The organism is Azorhizophilus paspali (assembly GCF_043587585.2).
GTDB lineage: Bacteria > Pseudomonadota > Gammaproteobacteria > Pseudomonadales > Pseudomonadaceae > Azotobacter > Azotobacter paspali.
The window spans coordinates 3,806,618-3,825,247 of record NZ_CP171449.1; the positions used below are offsets into that span (position 1 = coordinate 3,806,618).

17 protein-coding genes are annotated in these 18,630 nt (G+C 66.1%); 11 read left to right on the forward strand and 6 right to left on the reverse strand.

Going from position 1 to position 18,630, the window contains the following annotated elements; all coding sequences use genetic code 11:
• Positions 1-19: 19 nt before the first annotated feature.
• From ACGI6K_RS18395 to ACGI6K_RS18420, 6 genes are all read right to left on the reverse strand, one after another.
• The gene (locus ACGI6K_RS18395) at positions 20-391 is read right to left on the reverse strand and encodes a translation initiation factor Sui1 (protein WP_376949076.1); all 372 of its coding nucleotides are present in this window, start codon (positions 389-391) and stop codon (positions 20-22) included.
• Between the two features lie 254 nt (positions 392-645).
• Positions 646-906 (reverse strand): nucleotidyltransferase domain-containing protein, encoded by a 261-nt coding sequence (locus ACGI6K_RS18400; protein WP_376949078.1) that lies wholly within the window; start codon positions 904-906, stop codon positions 646-648.
• A 113-nt stretch (positions 907-1,019) separates the two neighbouring features.
• Entirely contained in the window at positions 1,020-1,325 is a 306-nt protein-coding gene (locus tag ACGI6K_RS18405) for a hypothetical protein (RefSeq protein WP_376949080.1), read from the reverse strand.
• A 204-nt stretch (positions 1,326-1,529) separates the two neighbouring features.
• Complete coding sequence (locus ACGI6K_RS18410) at positions 1,530-2,537, reverse strand: 2-hydroxyacid dehydrogenase (RefSeq protein ID WP_376949082.1); 1,008 nt, start codon at positions 2,535-2,537, stop codon at positions 1,530-1,532.
• 201 nt (positions 2,538-2,738) lie between these two features.
• A complete protein-coding gene (locus ACGI6K_RS18415; protein ID WP_376949084.1) occupies positions 2,739-3,272 on the reverse strand; it encodes an NUDIX hydrolase in 534 nt (177 codons plus the stop codon).
• Positions 3,272-4,309 carry a DUF2333 family protein gene (locus ACGI6K_RS18420; RefSeq protein ID WP_376949086.1) on the reverse strand — a complete coding sequence of 346 codons (1,038 nt, stop codon included), beginning with the start codon at positions 4,307-4,309 and terminating at the stop codon, positions 3,272-3,274. The genes ACGI6K_RS18415 and ACGI6K_RS18420 overlap by 1 nt, the downstream gene beginning before the upstream one ends.
• A gap of 210 nt (positions 4,310-4,519) precedes the next feature.
• Between ACGI6K_RS18420 and ACGI6K_RS18425 the strand changes: the two genes are divergently transcribed.
• The 11 genes from ACGI6K_RS18425 (at position 4,520) to ACGI6K_RS18475 (ending at position 18,602) form a co-directional block, all read left to right on the forward strand.
• Positions 4,520-6,283 (forward strand): protein-disulfide reductase DsbD, encoded by a 1,764-nt coding sequence (locus ACGI6K_RS18425; protein ID WP_376949088.1) that lies wholly within the window; start codon positions 4,520-4,522, stop codon positions 6,281-6,283.
• 164 nt (positions 6,284-6,447) lie between these two features.
• Complete coding sequence (gene aroQ / locus ACGI6K_RS18430; protein WP_376949090.1) at positions 6,448-6,891, forward strand: type II 3-dehydroquinate dehydratase; 444 nt, start codon at positions 6,448-6,450, stop codon at positions 6,889-6,891.
• 22 nt (positions 6,892-6,913) lie between these two features.
• On the forward strand, positions 6,914-7,375 hold the full coding sequence (gene accB, locus ACGI6K_RS18435; RefSeq protein ID WP_376949092.1) for an acetyl-CoA carboxylase biotin carboxyl carrier protein: 462 nt from the start codon (positions 6,914-6,916) through the stop codon (positions 7,373-7,375).
• 17 nt (positions 7,376-7,392) lie between these two features.
• Positions 7,393-8,742 carry an acetyl-CoA carboxylase biotin carboxylase subunit gene (gene accC / locus ACGI6K_RS18440; RefSeq protein WP_376949094.1) on the forward strand — a complete coding sequence of 450 codons (1,350 nt, stop codon included), beginning with the start codon at positions 7,393-7,395 and terminating at the stop codon, positions 8,740-8,742.
• Between the two features lie 154 nt (positions 8,743-8,896).
• A complete protein-coding gene (prmA, locus tag ACGI6K_RS18445; RefSeq protein WP_376949096.1) occupies positions 8,897-9,775 on the forward strand; it encodes a 50S ribosomal protein L11 methyltransferase in 879 nt (292 codons plus the stop codon).
• A 77-nt stretch (positions 9,776-9,852) separates the two neighbouring features.
• Positions 9,853-11,010, forward strand: coding sequence for a DUF3426 domain-containing protein (locus ACGI6K_RS18450; RefSeq protein WP_376949098.1), 1,158 nt, complete (start codon positions 9,853-9,855; stop codon positions 11,008-11,010).
• 175 nt (positions 11,011-11,185) lie between these two features.
• Positions 11,186-12,184 carry a tRNA dihydrouridine synthase DusB gene (gene dusB, locus ACGI6K_RS18455; RefSeq protein WP_376949100.1) on the forward strand — a complete coding sequence of 333 codons (999 nt, stop codon included), beginning with the start codon at positions 11,186-11,188 and terminating at the stop codon, positions 12,182-12,184.
• Positions 12,181-12,501, forward strand: coding sequence for a DNA-binding transcriptional regulator Fis (fis, locus tag ACGI6K_RS18460; protein ID WP_376949102.1), 321 nt, complete (start codon positions 12,181-12,183; stop codon positions 12,499-12,501). Before dusB ends, fis begins: the two co-directional genes overlap by 4 nt.
• Positions 12,502-12,572: 71 nt before the next feature.
• A complete protein-coding gene (gene purH / locus ACGI6K_RS18465) occupies positions 12,573-14,180 on the forward strand; it encodes a bifunctional phosphoribosylaminoimidazolecarboxamide formyltransferase/IMP cyclohydrolase (RefSeq protein WP_376949104.1) in 1,608 nt (535 codons plus the stop codon).
• 212 nt (positions 14,181-14,392) lie between these two features.
• Positions 14,393-15,673: a phosphoribosylamine--glycine ligase gene (gene purD, locus ACGI6K_RS18470; protein ID WP_376949106.1), complete on the forward strand. Its 1,281-nt coding sequence runs from the start codon at positions 14,393-14,395 to the stop codon at positions 15,671-15,673.
• 154 nt (positions 15,674-15,827) lie between these two features.
• The gene (locus tag ACGI6K_RS18475; protein WP_376949108.1) at positions 15,828-18,602 is read left to right on the forward strand and encodes a hybrid sensor histidine kinase/response regulator; all 2,775 of its coding nucleotides are present in this window, start codon (positions 15,828-15,830) and stop codon (positions 18,600-18,602) included.
• Positions 18,603-18,630 lie beyond the last annotated feature (28 nt).

The following is an 18,630-nucleotide window of genomic DNA, read 5'->3' on the forward strand; positions in this document are numbered from 1 at the left end:
AGGTGGTCTGATATAGAAATTAGCCGCCGGATTTCTTCGCCTTGAAGCCGCGCTTGACGAGCTCTTCGAGAAGCAGCTCGACGTGTTCGCCCTGGATTTCGATGACCCCCTCCTTGAGCGCGCCACCGGTGCCACAGCGGCGTTTCAGGGCACTGGCCAGCTCCTTCAGCGCATCGCCGGCCAGCGGCAGGCCGCTGACGGTGGTCACTGTCTTGCCGCCACGCCCCTTGGTCTCGCGGCGCACCCGGGCGATACCGTCGCCGGCCGCTACCTGACTCTGCCCGCAGATGCAGGCGGCGACCGGCTGGTCGCAGTCGGGACAATGACGGCCGCCGTCGGTGGAATAGACCAAACCGCCCAGGGCGGCAAACGAAGAGGCTTTCTTGGCCAAGGCTGGCTCCTCGGAAATGCGGGGAAACGAGGGGGCAGTGTAGCGGCAAGCGTGTGAAATGCCGAAGGTGGTGGCGCTATGTACTGGCCTTTATCCCGTGGTTGAACCAAGTATCCCTTTCCATCACGGACTCCAGCAACGACCCCGGTCCGGCCGGCGCAATTGGCCGTTCACCGCTCAAGGCTCCCGCCTACATCCTGAATCACCACATACGCCCGCTCGATTTCCCGCTGGAAAGTCTCTGGCAGAGCCGGTCAGGAGTGAACCTCCACCAGGATCGGCAGGCTGCTAGCCTGCAAGGCCTCCCTGAGTGCTGCTAGCCCCTCGACGATGCGATCGGAGTCGACCGGATTACGCAGTACCAAGTCGAGGTCGCTGGTTTCGTGAGCGCCGCCGTTGGCGCGGCTGCCGTAGGCCCAGACCTCGGCGCCCGGAACATGCTGGCGCAGCAGATCTTGCAGCAAGGCCAGGTGGCGCGGCTCAAGGTACAGGCGATCCGCCTCAAGACGCGGCATCAAACACCTCCTGTAGCTTGCCAGCCAGGAGGCGCACGTCGGCCAGGTAGCTGGGCGGAAGCTTTAGGGTATCGTTGGCGAAGCCTTCACCGTAGTCATGGGCAGTGTTGTTGCTATTGGCACGGTAGGCCAGCCAGCGCTCGACGCCGTCCGCATTTTAGTAGTCCATATTTGCCGGCATAGCGCAGCAGGTCGTTGAACACCAGCGCATCGACGCTGCGCGGGCTGCCGACATACAGCTTGAGTGCCTTGCGCAGCAGTTTGCCGGCGGTTTCCAGCGACAGCTCGAAACTCTTGATCGCGGCATTGCGGTAGAGGTCAAAGAGGATGTCCTCGCTGGACGGCATTTTCCCCAATGCCAGCAGGGCCTGTTCCAGAGTAGCAGCCGTGCGCAGCAGGTAGTCGACATTCAATGCCATGACTGGTGCTCCTCAAGGCTGGAAAATCACGCTTTTCCCCGCACTTCCGTCCGCATGCGGCTGGGTTCGCGCAAGGTAGCCTAGCAGCGCGGAAAAGCCGGAAAGGTAGCAAATCTCGGAAGGCCACAGCGAAGCCTAATGAACGGCACGGCAGCCCCAGAAGTGAGGGCGGCCAGGCGCGCTGCGCCCACCGCCCGTTGTCGCTCAGCTATCGCTCGTCAGCGCATTCCCGCAGGCGTGGCCGCTCGCGTAGCAGTCGAGGTTGCGCAGGGTGGTCTCGGCGATCTCGCGCAGCGCCTCGGTGGTGAAGAAGCCCTGGTGGCCGGTGACGATCACGTTGGGAAAGGTCATCAGCCGCGTGAAGACGTCGTCGTCGATGATGTCCGAGGAGCGGTCGTGGAAGAACAACTGGCTCTCTTGCTCGTAGACATCGATGGCTAATGCCGAGAGGCACCGCGATTTCAGCGCGGCGATCACCGCATGGGTGTCGATCAGCGCGCCGCGCGAGGTGTTGACCAGCATGGCGCCGCGCTTGACCCGTGCCAGACGGGCGGCGTCGATCAGGTGCCAGGTGGCGTCGTTCAGCGGACAGTGCAGACTGATCACGTCGGATTCGGCGAGCAGCACGTCGAGCTCCATGTAGTCGCCGAGGGCGGCGAACTCAGCCGTCCGGTACGGATCGTAGCCGAGCACCCGACAGCCGAAGCCCTTGAGGATACGTGCCGTGGCCAGGCCGATCTGGCCGGTGCCGATCAGACCCACGGTCTTGCCGTGCAGGTTGAAGCCGAGCAGGCCGTCGAGCATGAAGTTGCCCTCGCGCACCCGGTTATAGGCACGGTGGGTGTGCCGGTTGAGGGTCAGAATCAAGGCGATAGTGTGCTCGGCCACCGCTTCGGGCGAATAGGCCGGCACCCGGGCGACGAACAGCCCTAGGCGGCGGGCGGCTTCCAAGTCGATATGGTTGAACCCCGCGCAGCGCAACAGGATCGCTCGCACGCCATAGCCGTGCAGGGTTTCCAGCACCGCGGCATCGAGCTGGTCGTTGACGAAGGCGCACACCGCTTCGCCCCCCTGGGCCAGCGCCACGGTCTGCGTGGATAGCGCGACCTTCTGGTAGACCAGTTCGAAGCCACGGGAAACGTAGTCGCGCTGCAATACCTCGTCGAAAGAGCGCTCGTCGTAGGGTTGCGCACTGAACATCACGATTTTCATGGGGGAAAGCTCCTGCCGTTCGTCCGGCGCCGCCAATCCCGGCAGGCCGGCTGTTGTGGAAACGCTGACAGTGTAGGAAACCCGCGCGGACCGACGGCTGCGTTGGATCAAGGGACCCGGACTCGCATGGGCTCCCGTTCTCGACGACACTCGCCGGACGCAGCCGCTCGACACGGCGCGGGACCGGCAAGCAGCGCGCGCTCAGCGCATGCCGAGGTAGCGGCGCAACGCCTCAAGAGAATCCGGGCAATAAGGACGCTCGCAGGCCTCGCGCAGGGCCTCGTGGGGCGGGACGAAGCGGGCCTCCAGCACTTCCTCGGGCTGCAACACCAGCGGAGCGTCAGAGACCGCCGAGAATACCGCGCACCATAGGTGGTTGTCCGGCTGGTCGAAGAAGAAGTGGCCGTGCTCGCGCAGCGCCACGCCGGTGATGCCGAGCTCCTCGGCCAATTCGCGGACGGCGGACTCGCCATAGCTTTCGCCGGCCTGCACCATGCCGCCAGCGGCGACGTCCCAATAGCCGGGATAGATCGCCTTGCTGAGGGTACGCCGGTGCACGCAGAGCTGCCCGGCGCCGTTGAACAGCAGGATGAAGGTGCCGCGGCCGATCAGACCGCGCTCGCGAAGCTCGGCGCGGGGCAACGCGCCGAGCAGGCGGTCGTCGGCGTCGACCCAGGCGACCAGTTCGGCGTCCGAGGCGGCCCGATGGGCCGCCTCCCGTGTGGAGGTATCCATCAGCCCTGGGAAAGCAGCGCGCGCAGGTCGTTCAGCGCGGCATTGGCCCGGGAGATGAAGTTGGCCATCACCAGCGAGTGGTTGGCCAGCATGCCGTAGCCACTGCCGTTCAGCACCATCGGGCTCCACAGCGGCTCCTGCGCCGCTTCCAGCTCGCGGATGATCTGCTGGAGGCTGACAGTGGCATTCTTGCGCGCCAGCACGTCGCCGAAATCCACCTCGATGGCGCGCAGGAAATGCGCCAGCGCCCAGGCCTGGCCGCGCGCCTCGTAAAACACGTTGTCGATCTGCAGCCAGGGCGTCTTGACGACTTCGCCCTGCTGTACCTGGTCGGGCACCAGGTCGGCATCCAGGCGCTCCTGGCCGATGCTCGCCGAGAGCCGCTGGGAGAGCGAGCCGAGACGGGTGGCGACGTCGCCCAGCCAGCCATTCAGGTTGTCAGCGCGGGCGAAGAACTGCGCGCTGGGCTTGACCGGGTCGGCCAGGCGCGCCAGATAGTTGTCGAGCAGCTTGAGACCGGCGCGGTACTCGGTTTCGGACGCCGGCAGCGCCCAGCTACGGTTGTCGAAGTTGAAGCGCGGCTCGGCCTTGGCCAGATCCGGGTCTTCGGTGGATTGCGACTGCGAACGGGCCATTTCCTTGCGCAGCGAGCGCGCCAGGTCGCGCACCTGGGTCAGCACGCCGAATTCCCAACTGGGCATGTTGTCCAGCCAGATGCCGGGCGGGGACAGGTCGTTGGTCAGGTAGCCGCCCGGCTTGTCGAGCAGGGTACCGGCCACGGTCCGCAGGGTCTCGACGGTGGTGTAGCCCTTGACGAACTTGCGCTGCGTCTGCTCGGCCGAGGCTTTGGCGTTCTCCTGCACCGGGAAGGCATCCGGCTCCAGGCTCCAGAACCAGCCCAGCAATCCGGTCACCAGCAGGTAGAGGGCAAGCAACAGCGCCAGGGCGCGCCCCAGCCAGTGGTTGCCGACGATGCGCCGCAGGGCGCTGTCGGCCCCACCGTACACACGGCTTGCGCTTTCTTTCCAGTCCAGCATGACAAGATCCTTCATGATTCGAAAAGTCGGCCAGCCCACTGGGCCGGCCGCCCAAGCCTAGCACTAATGGGTGGAATACCGGGACAACGCGGCACCGCGCCCGCCTGCGGCCAAGGTGGCGCTTGCCAAGCCGCCTGCGGCCTGCAGCGCCTCGCCGCCTCCGGTATCATCCGTCCCCTTTGTATTTCTGCACGTTTCTGCGAGAACGCCATGCGCCGCCTGCTGCTGCCCCTGCTCCTGCTGCTGCTCGCTTTGCCCGCCGCCGCCGGCCTGTTCGACAACCGGCCCGGCGCCACGCTGGGCGGCCTGGACAACCGCGGCGACTTCCTGCCAGTCCGCGAAGCCTTCCGCCTGAGCCTGGTGGACGCCACGGCGCAGGCGGTGAAACTGCGCTTCGTCGCCGCCGAGGGCTACTACCTGTACCGTCAGCGCCTGCAGTTCCGCAGCGAGACGCCGGGGGTCGCGGCGGGCGAGCCGCGCCTGCCGGACGGCACGCGCAAGACCGACGAGTATTTCGGCGAGACGGAGGTCTATTACGGCGTGCTCGACGTCGAGTTGCCCGTGGCCAACCCGGACGGGCGCCCTTTCGACCTGCAGGTCGGCTACCAGGGCTGCGCCGACAAAGGGCTATGCTATCCGCCGGAAACCGAACGGCTGCGGATCGGCGACGCTCCCGCGGCCGGGGCCGCTTCGCCCGCCGACGCGCCGGGCTGGGGCTGGCGGGAACTGGCCCTGTTCTTCCTCGCCGGCCTCGGCCTGACCTTCACCCCCTGCGTGCTGCCGATGCTGCCGATCCTCTCCAGCGTGGTGCTGCGCGGGGAGATCGGCGGCGCACGCGGCCTCGTCCTGTCGCTGGCCTACGTACTGCCGATGGCCGCCTGCTTCGCCGTGCTCGGCGCGCTGACAGGACTGTTCGGCGCCGAGCTGAATCTGCAGGCGCGCCTGCAATCGCCCTGGGTGCTGGTACCCTTCGCCGCCTTCTTCGGCCTTTTCGCCCTGGCCATGTTCGGAGTCTTCGAGCTGCGCCTGCCAACGGCCCTCGCCGCGCCGCTGGAGCGCCTGGCCGGCAATACGCGCGGCGGCTCGCTGTGGGGCGCCGCCGTCCTCGGCGTGCTATCCAGCCTGCTGGTTTCGCCTTGCGTTTCCGCCCCGCTGGCCGGCGCGCTGCTGTACATCAGTTCGAGCGGCGATGCCCTGGGCGGCGGCTTGAAGCTCTTCGCCCTGGGACTCGGCATGGGCGCGCCGCTGGTACTGTTCGCCACCGGTGGAGGTGCCCTGCTGCCCAGGAGCGGTCCCTGGATGGTAGCGGTGCGCAACGCCTTCGGCGTGTTGCTGCTGGCGGTCGCCGTATGGCTACTCGAACGGGTGCTGCCCGGCCCGCTGGCGCTGGCCCTGTGGGGCTTGCTGGCTGGCGGGGTGGCGCTGTTTCTCGGCGCCTTGGAATTCACCGCGAAGAGCCACCGGCAGAAGCTCGGCCAGTTGGCCGGGCTGGCTCTGCTGGTCTATGCCCTGGCCAGTTGGACCGGTGCGCTGCGCGGCGAGTCCGATCCGCTACGTCCGCTGGGCGGCGCGTCCCTGTCCGCCGCTCCCGCGGCCCGGACCGCCGGCGCCTGGCAGACCCTCGACACGCCGGAAGCACTGGACGCCGCCCTGGCCGAAGCGAAGAATGCCGCCCAGCCGCTGCTGCTCGACTGGTATGCCGACTGGTGCATCAGTTGCAAAGTGATCGAGCGCGAGGTGTTCGCCGACCCACAGGTCGCAGCGCAGTTCGTCGGCTACCGGCTGATCCGCTTCGACATCACCGCCGGCACTCCGGCACAGCGCGCGCTGCTGGATCGCTACCGGCTGTTCGGCCCGCCGGCGATTCAATTCTTCGCCGCCGACGGCACGGAGCACGAAAGGCTGCGGGTGGTCGGCGAGATCGACGCCGCCGCTTTTGCGCAACGCCTCCGGGAAAGTCAATCCCAACGCTAATCTTGTAAGGCATCTGCAAGGAATCGCAGGTAATATGCAGGAAATTCCGGTTAAAATGTTCGGCTGAAGGTCTCGACGGAACGGAGCCCCAGCCAGCCCGCGCCCCGCGGGACGGGAGGGCCCGCCGCCATGCCCCCTCATATCAGTACGCAAGGACAACCAACATGGCCACCCTATTGGTGCTACACGGCCCCAACCTCAACCTGCTGGGCACTCGTGAACCCAGCGTGTACGGCGCCACTACCCTCGCGCAAATCGATCAGGACCTGGAACGCCGCGCCAGCGCGGCCGGCCATCGCCTGCTCCACCTGCAGAGCAACGCCGAGCACGTCTTGATCGAACGCATCCATGCCGCCCGTCAGGAGGGCGTGAGCTATATCATCTTCAATCCGGCGGCTTTCACCCATACGAGTGTCGCCCTGCGTGACGCATTGCTGGCGGTGAGCATCCCATTCATCGAAGTGCATCTGTCCAACGTGCACAAACGCGAGCCCTTCCGTCATCACTCCTACTTCTCCGACATCGCCGTAGGGGTGATTTGCGGCCTGGGCGCCAGCGGCTACCGGCTGGCCCTCGAGGCCGTCCTCGAACAACTTGAACATTCCTGATTCGTAATCGGAGTTAATTCGAATGGATATCCGCAAAGTCAAGAAACTAATCGAACTGCTGGAAGAATCCGGTATCGACGAACTGGAGATTCGCGAAGGCGAAGAATCGGTTCGCATCAGCCGCCATTCCAAGAACGTTCCCCAGACGGTGTATGCCGCCGCACCGCCGATGGCCGCCATGCCCGCCCCGGTCGCCGCAGCCGTCGCCGCGCCCGCCGCGCCTGCCGAAGTCGCCGCATCCAAGCTGAACGGCCACGTGGTCCGCTCGCCGATGGTCGGCACCTTCTACCGCTCGCCGTCACCGAGCGCCTCGGCCTTCGTGCAGGTCGGCCAGAGCGTGAAGAAGGGCGATATCCTGTGCATCGTCGAAGCCATGAAGATGATGAACCACATCGAGGCTGAAGTCGGCGGCGTCATCGAAACCATCTTGGTGGAAAACGGCCAGCCGGTGGAGTACGACCAGCCGCTGTTCACCATCGTCTGAACCGCGGAGATCCTGCGATGCTGGAAAAAGTCCTGATCGCCAACCGTGGCGAGATTGCCCTGCGTATCCTGCGCGCCTGCAAGGAACTGGGCATCAAGACGGTGGCTGTGTATTCGACGGCGGACCGCGAACTGATGCATCTGGGCCTCGCCGACGAGAGCGTGTGCATCGGCCCGGCCCCGGCGGCCAAATCCTACCTGCACATCCCGGCCATCATCGCCGCCGCCGAAGTCACCGGCGCGAACGGGATTCATCCGGGCTATGGCTTTCTCGCCGAGAACGCCGACTTCGCCGAGCAGGTGGAGAAGTCCGGTTTCGCATTCATCGGTCCGACCGCCGAAGTGATCCGCCTGATGGGCGACAAGGTTTCGGCCAAGGACGCCATGAAGCGGACCGGCGTGCCCACCGTGCCCGGCTCCGACGGCCCGCTGCCGGAAAACGAGGAAGAGGCCCTGGCGATCGCCCGCGAAGTCGGCTACCCAGTGATCATCAAGGCCGCCGGCGGCGGCGGCGGGCGCGGCATGCGCGTGGTCCGCAAGGAAGAGGACCTGATCAAGTCGGCGCGGCTGACCCGTACCGAGGCCGAGGCCGCCTTCGGCAACGGCATGGTCTACCTCGAGAAGTTCCTGGAGAACCCGCGCCATGTAGAGGTGCAGGTGCTGTCCGACGGCAAGGGCAACGCCATCCACCTGGGCGACCGCGACTGCTCGCTGCAGCGCCGCCACCAGAAGGTCCTGGAAGAAGCCCCGGCGCCGAACATCGACCCGCAGGCCCGCGCCGAGGTACTGGACCGCTGCGTGCGGGCCTGCATCGAGATCGGCTATCGCGGCGCCGGCACCTTCGAGTTCCTCTACGAGGACGGGCGCTTCTACTTCATCGAGATGAATACCCGCGTACAGGTGGAGCACCCGGTCACCGAGATGGTCACCGGCGTCGACATCGTCAAGGAGATGCTGCGCATCGCCGGCGGCGAGCCGCTGTCGATCCGCCAGGAAGACGTGGTGATCCGCGGCCATGCGCTGGAGTGCCGGATCAACGCCGAGGACCCTGCGACCTTCATGCCCAGCCCCGGCAAGGTCAAGCACTACCACGCACCGGGCGGCAACGGCATCCGCGTCGACTCGCACCTCTACAGCGGCTATATGGTGCCGCCGAACTACGACTCGCTGATCGGCAAACTGATCGCCTACGGCAAGGACCGCGACGAGGCCATGGCGCGCATGCGCAACGCCCTGGACGAGATCGTCGTCGACGGCATCAAGACCAACGTGCCGCTGCACCGCGAACTCACCCGGGATCCGAGCTTCTGCCAGGGCGGCGTGAACATCCACTACCTGGAAAAGAAACTGGGTCTGGACAAGCACTGAGCGATACGCCCGCGCCGCACGACGGGGCCGCCTTCGGGCGGCCCCGTCGTTTCCGCCGTGTTCCCCGTCGTCGGCTGGCGGCCGGCGCCTCCCTCCAGTAAGCTTGCCCGCCGCGTTTATCCGCGCCCGCCGCATTTTGCAAGAGGTCCCGCCCATGCCCTGGCTGCAAATCCGACTCGCCATCACCCCCGACCAGGCTGGCGCACTGGAGGACCGGTTGCTCGAGCTGGGCGCGGTCTCGGTGACCTTCATGGATGCCGAGGACCAGCCGATTTTCGAACCGGATCTCGGCACCACCCCGCTCTGGTCGCATACCCATCTGCTGGCGCTGTTCGAAGCCGACACCGACGCGGACGCTCTGCTCGCCCACCTGCGCCTGCTGCGCGGCAGCGAGTTGCCCGCACATCAAGTCGAACGCATCGAGGACCAGGACTGGGAACGCAGTTGGATGGACAACTTCCAGCCGATGCGCTTCGGCCGCCGCCTGTGGATAGTGCCGAGCTGGCACCAGGCGCCGGAGTCCGAAGCGGTCAACCTGCTGCTCGACCCCGGCCTGGCCTTCGGCACCGGAACCCATCCGACCACCGCGCTGTGCCTGGAGTGGCTGGACGGCCAGGAGCTCGCCGGCCGTAGTGTGCTGGACTTCGGCTGCGGCTCGGGCATCCTCGCCATCGCCGCACTGCTGCTCGGTGCCGAACGGGCGATCGGTACCGACATCGACCCGCAGGCACTGGAGGCCTCGCGCGACAACGCCCTGCGCAATGGCATCGATCCGGCGCGTTTCCCGCTCCATTTGCCGGCGGACCTGCCGCGCCAGCCGGCCGACGTGGTGGTGGCCAACATCCTCGCCGGTCCGCTGGTGCAACTGGCGCCGCAGCTCGCCTCGCTGGTCCGGCCGGGCGGCCGCCTAGCGCTGTCGGGTATCCTCGCCGAGCAGGCCGGGGAAGTACGTGCCGCTTATGAAGGCGCCTTCGTCCTCGCGCCCACGACGGAAAAGGACGGCTGGGTACGCATCGACGGCGTGCGTCGCTGACGCCCTGCCTCGGGGCCGGAGGCTGAGCTAGACTAGCGCTCCGACTCAGTCCAGATCATCGACTGCCGGCTCGCCGCATGACAGACACCTTCGCTACCCAGTGCCCACACTGCCGGACCCGTTTCCGCGTCAACCGCGCGCAGCTCGATGCCGCCCGCGGCGCGGTACGCTGCGGTTCCTGTCTGCGGGTATTCAACGCCGCCGAGCATCTGATCGAGCGACCGGCCCACGCCGAGGCGCCGAGCAGCGCGGCGCCGACCACCACGCCCCCGGTAGCGCCGCCCGCCGAGATCCGTTCGGCGCCCCCCCCGGCCCACAGGGATTACGACGAATTCGACCTGGGCAATCTGGATCTGGACACCCTCGACCTGGACGAGGAACTGGCCAAGCTGGAAAGCCAGGAGCGCCAGTTGAGGGCGACGCCGCAGAGCACCGACGCAGCGGCGCCAGACCAGACCGCGCCCCGTACACGACCAGCCCCCGTCGAACCACAGTTGCCGCCGACCAGCAGCCTACTCGTCATACCGAGCGGTCAGGGCGAACGCCCCGAGCCGCCCCTGACCCTGGAACCGCACGTCGCCCGGGACGAGCCGCGTCGCTCAGCGTCTCGGGAAACACCCGCTGTCAGGGGCAAGACGCGCCAGTTTGTCCCCGCCGGCCGGCCCGCTCACGGCACGCCGGAGCGTCCTGGGGAAGGACTGCTCGAACTGGTCGACGAACCTCTTCGCCTCGATTGGCAGAAACCACGCCAACCCTGGAGACGCCGCCTCCTCTGGATCGCCCTGAACTTGCTGGCGATCGCCATCCTGGCCGGACAATACCTCTGGCTCCACTACGATGAACTGGCCCGCCAGGACAGCTACCGGCCCTGGTTCGAGCGGCTGTGCCCCTACCTCGGCTGCAGTCTGCCGTCACGGGTCGACATCGCCCAGATCAGGAGCAGCAACCTAGTGGTGCGTAACCATCCCGAATTTGCCGGTGCCCTGGTGGTCGACGCGATCCTCTACAACCGCGCCGCCTTCGCTCAGCCCTTCCCCCTGCTCGAACTGCGCTTCGCCGACATCAACGGCCAGATTGTCGCCACCCGGCGCTTCAAGCCCAACGAGTACCTCGGCGGCGAGTTGGCCGGGCAGCAGGAAATGCCGCCCCAGACGCCGATCCACATCTCGCTGGAGATTCTCGACCCTGGCACACAGGCGGTGAATTACAGCCTAAGCTTTCACTCTCCAGAGTGACTTCGCTGCCTGGAGAGTAGCCACCGAGCTGCCCTTCGGTCATGGGCGCCTGCCTGCCCGCTGTTCATATTTTGCGCAGCGCAGCCTTTATCCATTCATAGAGAGCAGGTATCATGCTTACCCTTTTTTTACGGTCCCCGTTCGACCTGAAATCCGTCTCCAGCAGGGAAGACCTATGTCGGCGGTACGCATCGGCCCCTACACTTTGCCCAACCAATTGATCCTGGCGCCCATGGCCGGTGTCACCGATCGACCGTTTCGCGCGCTGTGCCGCCGGCTCGGCGCCGGCATGACGGTTTCGGAAATGCTCACCAGCGACGTTCGCCTGTGGAATAGCCGCAAGTCGCGCCTGCGCCTGCCGCACGGCGACGAGCCGGAACCGCGCTCGGTACAAATCGCCGGCGGCGACCCGCAGCGGCTCGCCGAGGCGGCCCGGCGCAACGTAGAACTGGGCGCGCAGATCGTCGACATCAACATGGGCTGTCCGGCGAAGAAGGTCTGCAACAAGGCCGCCGGCTCGGCGCTGATGCGCGACGAGGCGTTGGTCGCCGAGATCCTCCGGGCGGTGGTGGCCGCCGTCGAGGTCCCGGTGACCCTGAAGATCCGTACCGGCTGGGACCGGGCCAACCGCAACGGGGTCGGCATCGCCCGGCTCGCCGAGCAGGCCGGCATCGCCGCCCTCGCCGTGCACGGCCGGACCCGCGCCGACCTCTATGGCGGCGCGGCTGAATACGACACCATTGCCGCCATCAAGCGGGCGGTATCGATTCCGGTGTTCGCCAACGGCGACATCGACTCGCCGGAAAAGGCCCGCCAGGTGCTCGATGCCACCGGCGCCGACGGCCTGCTGATCGGCCGTGCGGCTCAGGGGCGGCCATGGATCTTCCGCGAGATCGAGCACTACCTGCGAACCGGCGAGCGCCTGCCGGCGATGACGACGCTCGAAGTGGAGCCCATTGTGCTGGAGCATCTGGCCGCACTGTACCGTTTCTATGGGGAGGAGCTGGGCGTTCGCATCGCCCGCAAGCACGTCGGCTGGTACCTGGCGAGCCTGCCGGACGCGCAGGAGTTTCGAGCCCAGTTCAACCGCTTGGATACCACGGACGCACAGAGCGCCCACGTGCGGCGATTCTTCGCCGAACGTCACAAAGATGGAGAAGGGGTGGCCGCATGACGACGACGACCGAGACTTTAGAGAGTGGAACGACACCGGTGAGCGAAAACGCCAATCTGAAACAGCACCTGAACACACCGAGCGAGGCGGGCCAGACGCTGCGCGACAGCGTGGAAAAAGCGCTGCGCAACTACTTCGCCCATCTCGAGGGCGCTGCGGTCACGGATGTCTACAACCTGGTGCTTTCCGAAGTGGAGGCTCCCCTGCTGGAAACCGTGATGCAGTATGTCAAGGGTAACCAGACCAAAGCCTCCGAATTGCTCGGCCTGAACCGCGGCACCCTGCGCAAGAAGCTCAAGCAGTACGACCTGCTGTAGCCCACCTGTCTGAAACGGGAGCGGCCGGACCGCTCCCGTTTCCATTCAATCCTGTCCTGATGGAACCCGAGATGACCGACCAGACTACCCGCCTTCCCGTCCGCCGCGCGCTAATTAGCGTGTCCGACAAGACCGGCGTCGTCGACTTCGCCCGCGAGCTCGCCGCTCTCGGCGTCGAGATCCTTTCCACCGGCGGCACCTTCAAGCTGCTGCGCGAGCATGGCGTCGACGCCGTAGAAGTAGCCGACTACACCGGTTTTCCGGAAATGATGGATGGTCGGGTGAAGACCCTGCATCCGAAGATCCACGGTGGCATTCTCGGCCGCCGCGATCTCGACGCGGCGGTCATGGCCGAGCACGGCATCCAGCCGATCGATCTGGTCGCGGTCAACCTCTACCCCTTCGCCGCCACCGTGGCCAAGCCCGGCTGCAGCCTCGCCGAGGCCATCGAGAACATCGACATCGGTGGACCGACCATGGTCCGCTCGGCGGCGAAGAACCACAAGGACGTCGCTATCGTGGTCAACGCCGCCGACTACGCCAGCGTGCTCGAGAGCCTGAAGAACGGCGGCCTGACCTACGCCCAGCGCTTCGATCTGGCGCTCAGGGCCTTCGAGCACACCGCAGCCTATGACGGCATGATCGCCAACTATCTGGGCACCATCGAACAGGGCGCCGAAACCCTTACCACCGAAGGCCGTGCCGCGTTCCCGCGTACCTTCAACAGCCAGTTCATCAAGGCTCAGGACATGCGCTACGGCGAGAACCCGCACCAGAAGGCGGCCTTCTACGTCGAGACCGGTGCGGCCGAGGCCAGCGTGGCCACTGCCCGCCAGTTGCAGGGCAAGGAGCTGTCCTACAACAACGTGGCCGACACCGATGCCGCGCTGGAGTGCGTGAAGAGCTTCGTAAAGCCGGCTTGCGTCATCGTCAAGCACGCCAACCCCTGCGGCGTCGCCGTGGTACCGGAAGACGAGGGCGGCATCCGCAAAGCCTACGACCTGGCCTACGCCACCGACAGCGAGTCCGCCTTCGGCGGTATCATCGCCTTCAACCGAGAACTGGACGGCGCGACCGCCAGAGCCATCGTCGAGCGCCAGTTCGTCGAAGTGATCATCGCCCCCAGCGTTTCCGCTGAAGCCCGCGAGGCGGTGGCGGCCAAGGCTAACGTGCGCCTGCTCGAATGCGGCCAGTGGCCGGCCGAGCGCGCCAATGGCCTGGACTTCAAGCGCGTCAACGGCGGCCTGCTGGTGCAGAGCCGCGACATCGGCATGATCGCCGAGGCCGACCTCAAGGTCGTCACCCGGCGCGCGCCGACCGAGCGGGAAATCCACGACCTGATCTTCGCCTGGAAGGTGGCCAAGTTCGTCAAGTCCAATGCCATCGTCTATGCCAGGAACCGCCAGACCATTGGCGTCGGCGCCGGCCAGATGAGCCGCGTCAACTCCGCGCGGATCGCCGCGATCAAAGCCGAGCACGCCGGGCTCGAGGTCGCGGGCGCGGTGATGTCGAGCGATGCCTTCTTCCCCTTCCGCGATGGCATCGACAATGCGGCCAAGGCCGGCATCACTGCGGTAATTCAGCCGGGCGGCTCGATGCGCGACAACGAGGTGATCGCCGCGGCCGACGAGGCGGGCATCGCCATGGTATTCACCGGCATGCGCCACTTCAGGCATTGATTCCGGCCGCACTGTAAGCCGGCATCCGCGGCGTTGCCCCGGATTCCGCCAATGCTCACTGCCATCAGGCAACTGCGCTTGCCGAAGCCCAGGGCGCCCTGCATCTACCGGCGCCATTGCGACCTCGTGCCGAGGCGCCTTTTTTCGTAGGGTGGACAGCCATAGCTGTCCACCGATCGGGCCACAAGTCCGACTCTCCCCAGGAGAACGCAATGAACGTATTGATCATCGGCAGCGGCGGTCGCGAGCACGCCCTGGCCTGGAAAGTGGCGCAGGATGCGCGCGTCGAGAAGGTTTTCGTCGCGCCCGGCAACGCCGGCACCGCTACCGAAGCCAAGTGCGAGAACGTCGCCATCGACGTGCTGGCCCTTGAGGAACTGGCCGACTTCGCCGAGAAGCATGTGCAACTGACCATCGTCGGTCCCGAGGCCCCGCTGGTGAAGGGTGTGGTCGATCTATTCCGCGCGCGCGGCCTGGACATCTTCGGCCCAACCGCCGGCGCCGCCCAACTGGAAGGCTCCAAGGCCTTCACCAAGGACTTTTTGGCCCGCCATGACATCCCCACGGCTGCCTACCGGAACTTCACCGAGGTCGAGCCGGCCCTGGCCTACCTGCGCGAGCAGGGCGCGCCCATCGTGGTCAAGGCCGACGGTCTGGCCGCCGGCAAGGGCGTGATCGTCGCCACGACCCTCGGGGAAGCCGAAGCCGCCGTGCGCGACATGCTCTCCGGCAATGCCTTCGGCGATGCCGGCGCCCGCGTGGTGATCGAGGAGTTTCTCGATGGCGAAGAGGCCAGCTTCATCGTCATGGTGGACGGCCAGAACGTGCTGCCGATGGCCACCAGCCAGGATCACAAGCGCGTCGGCGACGGCGACAGCGGCCCCAACACCGGCGGCATGGGCGCCTACTCTCCAGCGCCGGTGGTCACCCCCGAGGTGCACCGGCGGGTGATGGATGAGATCATCCATCCGACCGTGCGCGGCATGGCCGCCGAGGGCAACCTCTACACTGGCTTTCTGTATGCCGGCCTGATGATCGACAAATCGGGCGCGCCCAAGGTCATCGAATTCAACTGCCGCTTCGGCGACCCGGAAACCCAGCCGGTAATGCTGCGCTTGGAATCCTCGCTGGTGCTTCTGGTCGAAGCGGCGCTCGCCAGGGCGCTGGACAAGGTCGAGGCCCGCTGGGACCCGCGCCCGACCGTGGGCGTGGTGCTGGCCGCCGACGGTTATCCGGGCGATTATGCCAAGGGTGACACCATCGAGGGCCTGGATGCCGCCGCGCAGCTCGACGGCAAGGTGTTCCATGCCGGCACCGCGCTCAAGGACGGACGCGTCGTCACTAGCGGCGGCCGCGTGCTCTGCGCCACGGCTATCGGCACGAGCGTATCCTCCGCGCAGCAGCAGGCTTACCGCTTGGCGGAGAAAATCCGCTGGAGCGGCTGCTTCTACCGCAAGGACATCGGCCACCGCGCCATTGCCCGGGAAGGCTGAAAGCTTGCGATAATCGCCGAAAAACGACAGATCGGCCGAAAAGGCCATCGGCTGATGGCCTTTTCGGCCATTACCTCATCTACAGACAATTGGTTATAATTTAGCCACTCATTTGGGAAGGGACTTCGTCGTGCGCCGGCCTTGGAATGCCACAATGCTCATCGTCAGTTTGCTGCTGGTCGTACTCGCGGCTTTGCCGACCCTGGCAAGTAGCCTGCTGCGCTCGGACGAACAGTTTGGCCCGCTCGGCCCCGGCGCACCGAACGGCGACTGGCGAATCCTTTTCGACGAATCGGCCAGCCTCACCCTGAAGGATGTTATCGAGCGGCGCGACCATTTCGACCCGCTCGGCCACCGCTCCCTCATCCTGCCGGCCAACCAGGCTGCCTGGCTGCGCGTGTCCATCGCCGGGCACGACACCCCGCGCTGGATCTGGGTGTTCGCCCCGCGCGTGGACCAGGTCGACTTCTTCCTGACCAATAGGGGCGCGACGGAGCGCCGGGTCGAGACCGGAGCCATGCTCCCGGACGGCCTCTCCACGTCCGGGCAGGCTTACCTGTTCGACCTGCCGACGGACCAGACAACGCGCGAGGTCTGGCTGCGACTGGCTCCCCGGCAAGCCGCGCCGGCCTGGTTCGACTACGTGGACACCGCCGGACTGCTGGATAAGAACAAGCTGGCCTATACCCTTGGCGCGCTGATCAGCGCCCTTGCCCTCGGGATGATCTATCACCTGGTCCGTTTCGGTTACAACAGGGGGCTTTGCAATCTCTGGCTGTCGGCCATACAGGGCACGCTCCTGCTCAGTACCATCGCACATTTCGGCCTGCTCGGCGCCTGGTTGCCGCAACTCGGGCATTACCAGATCCGGGTGGCGGATATCACCGCCCTCCTCAGCGTCCTCTTCCTGCTGCAGTTCACTCGCAGCTTCTTCGACCAGGAAGAGTCTCCACGCCTGCTCGACTGGCTGCTGCGCGGCGAGATCACCGTGCTGACGTTGGCCGCCGTGCTAGACGGCGTCTCGCCCCACGACATGCTGCGCAGCGGGCTGATCCTGCTCGCCAGCCTGAGCGCGACCGGCTATGCCCTCTACCACTGGCTGCATGGCTATCGTCCGGCACGCCTGGCGCTGATCGGGACGCTGCTCTTCCACTTGGGTTTCAGCGCCTATTTGTCGATGCAGCTGGATTTCGGCCAGTTAGGCCCCTGCTGGCAGATCTTCGCGTTTTTCGCCTTTACCACCGCCAGCGGCCTGCTGCTCGTCTTCGCCCTGGCCGAGCGGAAGAGCAAGATCGAACGGGACCGCGCCGCCTGGCGCACCAGCGAAGCGGCGAGCAACGCCGAATTGCGCGCCAAGAGCGAATTCCTGGCCAAGCTCAGCCATGAGATCCGCACTCCGATGAATGGCGTCCTAGGCATGACCGAACTGCTGCTCGGCACGCCGCTGACCGCCAAGCAATACGACTATGTGCAGACGATCAACAGCTCGGGCAACGAGTTGCTCAGCCTGATCAACGACATTCTCGACATCTCCCGTCTCGAATCCGGCCAGATCGAACTGGACGACGTGCAGTTCGACCTTAATGGCCTGATCGAGGACTGCCTGAGCATTTTCCGCGCCAAGGCGGAAAGGCGCCATGTCGAGTTGATCAGCTTCATCCAGCCGCAGGTGCCGCGAGTGATCAACGGCGACCCGACGCGGCTGCGCCAGATTCTGCTGACCCTGATCGAGAACGCCTTCCAGCAGACCGACGAAGGCGAGATCCTGCTCAAGGTGTCGCTGGAAACTGAGGGTCCCCGGCCGAACCTGCACATCGCCGTGCAGGACACTGGGGAACCAATGCCGAACTCCAGACGCGAAGCGATGCTGAACAGCCGCGTACAAAGCAGCGACCTGCTCTCCGCCGCACAGATCGACGGCAGCCTCGGCCTGATCATCGCCCGTCAACTGATCACCCTGATGCACGGTGTCTGCGGCATCGATGCCGGTCCGATCCGCGGCACCACGCTCTGGCTGTCGCTGCCCCTCGACCCGGCCCGCCTGGAGCATCAGGTCGCCGACCTGGACAGCCCGCTGCAGGACGCCCGCCTGCTGGTGGTGGACGACAACGACACCTGCCGCAAGGTCCTGCTGCAGCAGTGCGGCGCTTGGGGCATGAAGGTCAGTGCGGTCTCCTCCGGCAAGGAAGCCCTGGCCCTGCTGCGCACCAAGGCCCATCTGGGGGAATACTTCGACGCGGCGCTGCTCGATCAGAACATGCCCGGCATGAGCGGCCTGCAACTGGCCCAGCGGATCAAGGAAGACCCCGGCCTGAATCACGACATCCTGCTAGTCATGCTGACCGGCCTCAGCGATGCGCCGGGACGGGTCTATACGCGCAATGCCGGCATCACCTGCAGCCTGGCCAAGCCGGTGGCGGGCTACACGCTGAAGACCACCCTCGCCGAGGAGCTCGGCAAGCGCCGGGCGGCGCAGCCAGCCGCCGGCTTGGAGGAGAATGCTCCCCTGGAAGTGCCGAGCGACTTCCGCATCCTGGTCGCCGAGGACAACAGCATCTCCACCAAGGTCATCCGCGGCATGCTGCGCAAGCTCAACCTGCAACCGGATACCGCCAGCAACGGCAAGGAGGCCCTGCAGGCGATGAAGGCCAAGCAGTACGACCTGGTGCTCATGGACTGCGAGATGCCGGTGCTCGACGGCTTCGCCGCCACCGAGCAGTTGCGCGCCTGGGAAGCCAGCGAACTCCGGCCGCATACGCCGATCGTCGCGCTCACCGCGCATATCCTCAGCGAGCACCGCGAGCATGCCCAGCGGGTCGGCATGGACGGCCACCTCGCCAAGCCGGTGGAGTTATCGCAACTGCGCGCCTTGATCGAACACTGGGTCGAGCACAAGGCGGAATCCTACCGCCACGCACTTCATCCCTGAGCGACACCTGCCGGCCGGGTGCCTGCTA